Below are 7,332 nucleotides of genomic sequence, written 5' to 3'. Positions count from 1 at the left end.
CACGCTCCATCGAGTACCTGTGCGTCGACATAGCCGAGTACCGATCTCAATGTGGCGAGTGCACCGTGCCCGCGTCCGCTTCTCCGGCGGGATCGATGTCCTCTCCGAGCAGTTCGAAAAGCGTGGCTCCGGGATCGCGGGTTTCCGCGACGATGGCGAGGGCGGCATCCCACCGGCTCGGTGCCGCCGTTGCGAGGTCGCTCGCGGCGGTGAGGACGGAGTGGCGCAGGATCGCGTGGCAGAGCCGCAGGTCGTGGGCACGTTCGACGCGGACGCCGGCCTCGAGCAGGACCGGGTAGATGCTCGCGGTGTCCTCCCAGACCCAGCGCGGCGACCCGGGTTCCTCCTGGAGCACATACCCGGGGAAGTCGTCCGCCGACACCGGGCGGGCGGCACCGAGAGTCACACCCCCGGCGTTCAGCACCTCGACGAGGAACTCCCCGTTCCCCCTTCGACCGACCAGTATGTACACGCTTTCCATTCTGCCAGCGCGCACCGACGACCCTCGCTGCGACGAGCGACCGCGCACATTGCACGGGAGCGCGCACCAGCGCAGAGAAACCGTTAGGTTCCGCCGGTGCGCCGTATGGATACCGTGAGGACCCCATTCTCCGCCCCGAATCCAGCGTATTCCTATGGAGTACCCCGGTTCCGACCCCGGGATACCCGCGCCTGCACCGGCGCGGTCACCGTGTGGATGGAGTTCTCCTGTGCCCGACCTCGTGCTTGACATCGTCTACGTTCTCGGCGTGATCGCCGTGTTCGCCCTGATCGGCCTCGTGGCCAAGGGAGTCGAGAAACTGTGATCGTCTTCGATCTGCTCGGCGCCCTCCTCGCCGTCGCGGCCCTGGCCTACCTCGTGCTCGCGCTCGTGAAGCCGGAAAGGTTCTGATGGACCTCTGGTTCGCCGTTCTCCAGGCGCTCACCCTTGCGCTTGTCCTCGCCCTCATCTATCGCCCCCTGGGCGACTACATGGCGGCGTTCTACCAGTCGTCGCGTGACAACCGGGTCGAGCGCGGCTTCTATCGCCTGGTCGGGGTCAATCCCCGGTCGCAGCAGACCTGGCAGTCCTACCTGCGCAGCGTGCTCGCCTTTTCCCTCATCGGCGTGCTTTTCGTCTACGTCATTCAGCGAGCCCAGGCGGTACTGCCCTATTCCCTGGGCTTTCCGGCCATCCCGTCGGGCCTGTCGTTCAACACGGCCGTCTCATTCGTGACCAACACGAACTGGCAGTCCTATTCACCCGACGTGACCATGGGCTATTCGGTGCAGATGCTCGGCCTCGCCGTGCAGAACTTCGTATCCGCCGCGGTCGGCATCGCCGTTGCGATCGCCCTGGTGCGCGGTTTCGCTCAGCGCCGGACCGGCACGATCGGCAATTTCTGGGTCGACCTGACCCGCGGGGTACTGCGCCTGCTGCTCCCTGTGGCGATTCTCGCCGCGCTCGTTCTCCTCGCCGGCGGCGTCATCCAGAACCTCACCGGCTTCACGGACGTCACCACGATCACGGGCGCCACCCAGTCCATACCGGGCGGGCCGGTGGCCTCGCAGGAGGCGATCAAGATGTTCGGCACGAACGGCGGCGGATTCTTCAACGCGAACTCGGCGCATCCGTTCGAAAACCCGACCGCGTGGACGAGCATGTTCCAGATCGTTCTCATGCTCGCGATCCCGTTCAGCCTGCCCCGCACCTTCGGCACGATCGTCGGCGACAAACGACAGGGCTATGCCATTCTCGGAGCGATGGCCGCCATCTTCGTGGTCTCCCTCACCGCGCTCACCCTCTTCGAGCTCGGCGGTGCCGGAACGGCCCCACTCGCAGCGGGTGGCGCCATGGAGGGCAAGGAACAGCGCTTCGGCATTATCGGGTCCGCCCTCTTCGGGACGGCGTCGACCCTCACCTCGACCGGTGCCGTGAACTCGATGCACGACTCCTTCACGGCCCTCGGGGGCCTGATGCCGATGCTCAACATGATGCTCGGCGAGGTCGCCCCGGGCGGCACGGGGTCCGGGCTCTACGGAATGCTCATCCTCGCCGTGATCACGGTCTTCATCGCCGGCCTGCTCGTCGGCCGCACTCCCGAATACCTCGGCAAGAAGATCGGCCCGCGCGAGATCAAGATCGCCAGCCTCTACATCCTGGTGACCCCGACCCTCGTCCTCGCCGGAACGGCCCTGAGTTTCGCGATCCCCGCCGTGCGAGCGGATGTCGAGGGCACCTCCATCTGGAACCCCGGGCTGCACGGTCTCTCCGAAGTGCTCTACGCCTTCACCTCCGCGGCCAACAACAATGGTTCCGCCTTTGCGGGACTGACCGCCAACACGCCGTGGTTCAACACGGCGCTGGGCGTTGCCATGCTCCTCGGCCGTTTCCTGCCGATCGTCCTCGTGCTCGCCCTCGCCGGAGCCCTCTCCGCCCAGGACACCGTTCCTGCGACGCGCGGCACCCTGCCGACCCACCGCATGCAGTTCGTCGGGCTGCTCGTCGGCGTGACGGTCATCATCACGGCGCTCACGTACTTCCCGGTGCTCGCGCTGGGTCCGCTCGCGGAAGGGCTGCAGTAGCCATGACCACCGCCTCCGGCACCCAGGCTCCCCCGTTCCTCTCCTTGTCACCACTCACGCCGGACTCCCCGACGGAAGGGCAGCAGTAATCATGTCGACAGTCACCGAAGCATCCACTTCTCCACGGGGCGAGGGCCGAGCGCCCGCTGGAGAACATCCGCGGAAACGCGCATCGAGCGCGATCAACCTTGCCCAGCTCGTCGCTGCACTCCCGATGGCGGCGCGCAAGCTCGACCCCCGGCTGATGTGGCGGAACCCCGTCATGTTCATCGTCGAGGTCGGTGCCGCGCTCACCACGCTGCTCGCGATCGTCGAACCCTTCCTCGGCGGACCGGCCCGTTCGGGCGGCGGCGACGTACCGGCGAGTTTCACCGTCGGCATCGCATTCTGGCTCTGGCTCACCGTGATCTTCGCGAACCTCGCGGAAGCCGTCGCCGAGGGCCGCGGCAAGGCGCAGGCCGACAGCCTCCGCCAGACCCGAACGAGCACGATCGCCAACCTCGTTGCCGGCTACGACGAGGCAGCGGATGCCGCGGCCGAACGGGCCACCGTCTCCGCCGTCTCCTCCGCCGACCTGACACTGGGCGATACCGTGATCGTGACCGCCGGGGAGCTCGTCCCCGGAGACGGCGACATCGTCTGGGGCATCGCGTCGATCGACGAGTCCGCGATCACCGGTGAATCCGCACCCGTCGTTCGTGAGTCCGGCGGCGACCGGAGCGCCGTCACCGGCGGCACCCGGGTGCTCTCCGACCGGATCGTCGTCCGCATCACGAGCAAGCCGGGCGAGACCTTCGTCGACCGCATGATCGCCCTTGTCGAGGGCGCCTCCCGGCAGAAGACCCCGAACGAGCTCGCGCTCAACATCCTGCTCGCGAGCCTGTCGATCGTGTTCCTCGTCGTCACCCTCACCCTCAACCCCATCGCGGGATACTCCGCCGCCGCCGTGAGCCTGCCCGTCCTCGTCGCCCTGCTCGTCTGCCTGATCCCGACCACGATCGGCGCCCTGCTCTCCGCGATCGGCATCGCAGGAATGGACCGGCTCGTGCAGCGCAACGTGCTGGCCATGTCGGGACGCGCAGTCGAGGCGGCGGGCGACGTTACGATCCTGCTCCTCGACAAAACCGGCACGATCACGTACGGCAACCGGCAGGCACGGGAGTTCACCCCGCTCGCCGGGGTCGATAGAGGCGAACTCATCAACGCAGCAGCACTGTCCTCCCTGAGCGACCCGACCCCAGAGGGCAAATCGATCGTCGACCTCGCCATCGAAACCGGGTTCGGGAATCCGGGAACCCTCGACGCCGTCGTGGTGCCCTTCACGGCGCAGACCCGGATGAGCGGGATCGACCTGCCCGACGGCTCCTTCGTGCGCAAGGGCGCCGGCTCCGCCGTGCTCGCCTGGGTGAGCGAAACCACGAACGTCGAGTCGACGATCCTCGACGACCTGAACGCGACCGTCGAACGGATCTCAGAACTGGGCGGCACCCCCCTCGTCGTGGCCGAGGGCAGCGCTGCGGGCAACACGGCGGACAACTCGGCGGTCCCTGGATCCGGGGCGCGGCGGATCCTGGGAGTGGTGTACCTCAAGGACATCGTCAAGGAGGGAATCGCCGAACGATTCGCCGAACTGCGCAGCATGGGCATCCGCACGATCATGGTGACCGGCGACAACCCGCTGACCGCCAAGACGATCGCAGCGGAAGCCGGCGTCGACGACTTCCTCGCCGAGGCCACCCCAGAGGACAAGCTCGCCCTCATCCGGCGTGAGCAGGAGGGCGGCAATCTCGTCGCCATGACGGGCGACGGAACGAACGACGCACCGGCACTCGCCCAGGCCGACGTCGGGGTCGCGATGAACACCGGCACCAGCGCCGCGAAGGAGGCCGGCAATATGGTCGACCTCGACTCTGACCCGACGAAGCTCATCGATATCGTCCGAATCGGCAAACAGCTTCTGATCACCCGCGGCGCCCTCACCACCTTCTCGATCGCCAACGACATCGCCAAGTACTTCGCGATCATCCCGGCCATGTTCGCAGGGGTCTTCCCCGGCCTCGCCGTGCTGAACGTGATGCAGCTGCACTCGCCAGCCTCGGCGATCCTGTCCGCCATCATCTTCAACGCGATCATCATCGTCGTACTGATCCCGCTCGCGCTTCGCGGAGTCACCTACCGTCCGGCCGCCGCCGCGAGCGTGCTCAGCCGCAACCTGCTGATCTACGGCCTGGGTGGTGTGATCGCACCGTTCCTCGGGATCAAGCTCGTCGACCTCTTCGTCGCACTGCTCCCCGGTTTCTGACCCGCCGGACCTCTCCCCAACCTCACTTCCACGGAAACGGACAACGTCACCATGAGTTCCCCTCGCAGCTCGGCCCGCCAGTACGGCGTCGCCCTTCGCGCCATGCTCGTCTTCACCGTCATCCTCGGTGTCGCCTATCCCCTCGCGATCATGGCCTTCGGGCAGGTCGCCCTGCCGAACCAGGCCAACGGTTCCCTCATCCAGGGGGGTTCTGGAGCGATCGGCTCCTCGCTGATCGGCCAGTCATTCACGGATGCCCAGGGAGCGGCCCTTCCGGAGTGGTTCCAGTCCCGGCCATCCGCAGCGGGCGACGGCTACGATGCGGCGGCCTCCGGCGGCAGTAACCTCGGTCCGGAGAACGCGGACCTGATCGCCGCGATCGCCGACCGGACGTCCGCAATCGAGGGATCCGACGGCGTGACCGCCGCCCAGATCCCCGCTGACGCGCTCACGGCATCCGCGTCGGGTCTTGATCCCCAGATCAGCGCGGAGTACGCCCGGATCCAGGTGAACAGGGTCTCGGCGGCCCGCGGCCTTCCGGTCGCGACGGTCAGCGCCCTGGTCGAGTCTAGGATTCAGGGACGGGACCTTGGTTTCCTCGGCGAACCCACCGTCAACGTGCTCCAACTGAACCTCGCCCTCGCGGCGCTGCCCGGCCAGGGCTGAAAGGCGTGACATGAAACGCGGTCGACTGCGGGTGCTGCTCGGTGCCGCACCGGGCGTCGGCAAGACCTACGCCATGCTCGAAGAGGGCAGGCGGCTGCACGCAGAGGGCAAGGACGTCGTCGTCGCGGTCGTGGAAACCCACGACCGCCCTGCGACGGCCGCGATGCTCGAAGGACTCGAGGTCGTGCCGCGCCTCGTCCGGCGGCACCGCGGGATCGAACTCACCGACCTCGACCTGGAGGCTGTCCTCGATCGCGCACCCGCGATCGCACTCGTCGACGAGCTCGCCCACACCAACGCCCCCGGACTCGCCCACGACAAACGGTGGCAGGACGTCCAGTCCATCCTCGACGCGGGCATCGACGTCATCTCGACGGTCAACATCCAGCACATCGAGTCGCTCAACGACGTCGTGCAGCAGATCACGGGTGTCCCCCAGCGCGAAACCCTCCCGGACAGCGTGCTGCGTGCCGCGGATCAGGTCGAGGTGATCGATCTCGCCCCGCAGTCCCTGCGCGACCGGCTCGCCGAGGGCCACGTCTATCCCGCCGCCAGGATCGACGCCGCCCTGTCGAATTACTTCCGACTCGGCAATCTCACCGCCCTGCGCGAGCTCGCTTTACTCTGGCTCGCCGACGAGGTCGACACGGCACTCAAGAACTACCGGGCCGAACACGGCATCGACAGCAAGTGGGAAGCCCGCGAACGTGTCGTCGTCGCGCTCACCGGCGGGCCGGAGGGCGAGACGCTGCTGCGCCGCGGGGCACGGATCGCTGGGCGCGCAGCCGGGGGCGAGCTCCTCGCCGTGCACGTGATCAGCCAGGACGGACTCCGCTCCGCACACCCCGGCGCGCTCGCGGCCCAGCGGGCCCTCGTTGAGAAACTCGGCGGCAGTTACCACCAGCTCGTCGGCGACGACGTCCCGACCGCCCTCGTCGAATTCGCCAGGGCCTCGAATGCGACCCAGCTCGTGATCGGTGTGAGCAGGCGTACCCGGCTCAAGGCGGCCTTCAGCGGGCCGGGAATCGGCACGACGGTCGTCAGGGAGTCCGGAGACATCGACGTGCACGTCGTCACGCACTCCGCCGCGGGCGAGCGGATGCGCCTCCCCCGGATCGGCGGTGCACTGAGCCTCCGCAGACGGCTGGCCGGCCTCGGCCTCGCCGTCGTCGGCGGTCCGCTGCTCACCGCGCTCCTCGTGGCGACCCACAGCGAGGAATCGATCACGAGCGAGGTGCTCAGCTATCAACTCCTCGTCATCGTCGTCGCCCTCGTCGGCGGACTCTGGCCTGCCCTGTTCGCCGCGCTGCTCTCCGGGCTCACCCTCGACTACTTCTTCGTGAACCCGCTCTACACCGTCACGATCGCCGAACCCGCACACGCCCTCGCGCTCGTCCTGTACCTGGCCAACGCGGGCGTCGTCAGCTACGTCGTCGACCTCGCCGCCCGACGAAGCCGCAGCGCCCAGCGCGCCGCGGGTGAGTCAGAACTCCTCGCCACCGTTGCCGGCAGCGTGCTCCGCGGCGAGGACGCCGTTCCCGCGCTCGTCGCCAGGACCCGCGAGGCCTTCAACCTCACCGGGGTGCGCCTGTTCGCGGGCGGGACGTTGCTGTACTCCGACGGCTCGCCCGCTCAGGCCGGCCCGGACACCCCCCTCGCAACGGTCCCCGTCGGGACCCGGGGCACCCTCGAGCTCTCCGGACGCGACCTCGCAGCGTCCGAGCGACGACTGCTCGGCGTGATCGCGACCCAGCTCGACGCCGCGCTCGAACACAGCGACCTCGCAGAGACGGCCAGTG

6 protein-coding genes are annotated in these 7,332 nt (G+C 68.0%); 5 read left to right on the top strand and 1 reads right to left on the bottom strand.

Annotated features, from left to right (window positions below):
* Window positions 1-46: 46 nt before the first annotated feature.
* Window positions 47-472, bottom strand: a complete 426-nt coding sequence (locus tag QN345_RS13440; protein ID WP_323508752.1) for a hypothetical protein — start codon at window positions 470-472, stop codon at window positions 47-49.
* Window positions 473-802: 330 nt separating this feature from the next.
* On the opposite strand from QN345_RS13440, the gene QN345_RS13435 reads away from it, so the two are divergent.
* From QN345_RS13435 to QN345_RS13415, 5 genes are all read left to right on the top strand, one after another.
* Complete coding sequence (locus QN345_RS13435) at window positions 803-892, top strand: potassium-transporting ATPase subunit F (RefSeq protein ID WP_134446468.1); 90 nt, start codon at window positions 803-805, stop codon at window positions 890-892.
* On the top strand, window positions 892-2,565 hold the full coding sequence (gene kdpA / locus QN345_RS13430; protein WP_134558434.1) for a potassium-transporting ATPase subunit KdpA: 1,674 nt from the start codon (window positions 892-894) through the stop codon (window positions 2,563-2,565). Before QN345_RS13435 ends, kdpA begins: the two co-directional genes overlap by 1 nt.
* A 91-nt stretch (window positions 2,566-2,656) precedes the next feature.
* Entirely contained in the window at window positions 2,657-4,867 is a 2,211-nt protein-coding gene (gene kdpB, locus QN345_RS13425; RefSeq protein ID WP_322140802.1) for a potassium-transporting ATPase subunit KdpB, read from the top strand.
* A gap of 51 nt (window positions 4,868-4,918) precedes the next feature.
* On the top strand, window positions 4,919-5,533 hold the full coding sequence (gene kdpC / locus QN345_RS13420) for a potassium-transporting ATPase subunit KdpC (RefSeq protein WP_322140801.1): 615 nt from the start codon (window positions 4,919-4,921) through the stop codon (window positions 5,531-5,533).
* Window positions 5,534-5,543: 10 nt separating this feature from the next.
* Window positions 5,544-7,332: DUF4118 domain-containing protein (locus QN345_RS13415; RefSeq protein WP_323508751.1), on the top strand; the 1,789-nt coding region annotated here is incomplete at its 3' end.

This window comes from Cryobacterium sp. 10I1 (assembly GCF_035019805.1).
GTDB lineage: Bacteria > Actinomycetota > Actinomycetes > Actinomycetales > Microbacteriaceae > Cryobacterium > Cryobacterium glucosi.
Note: the sequence above shows the minus strand (reverse complement) of the source record. Positions and strands in the feature narration are given on the sequence as shown.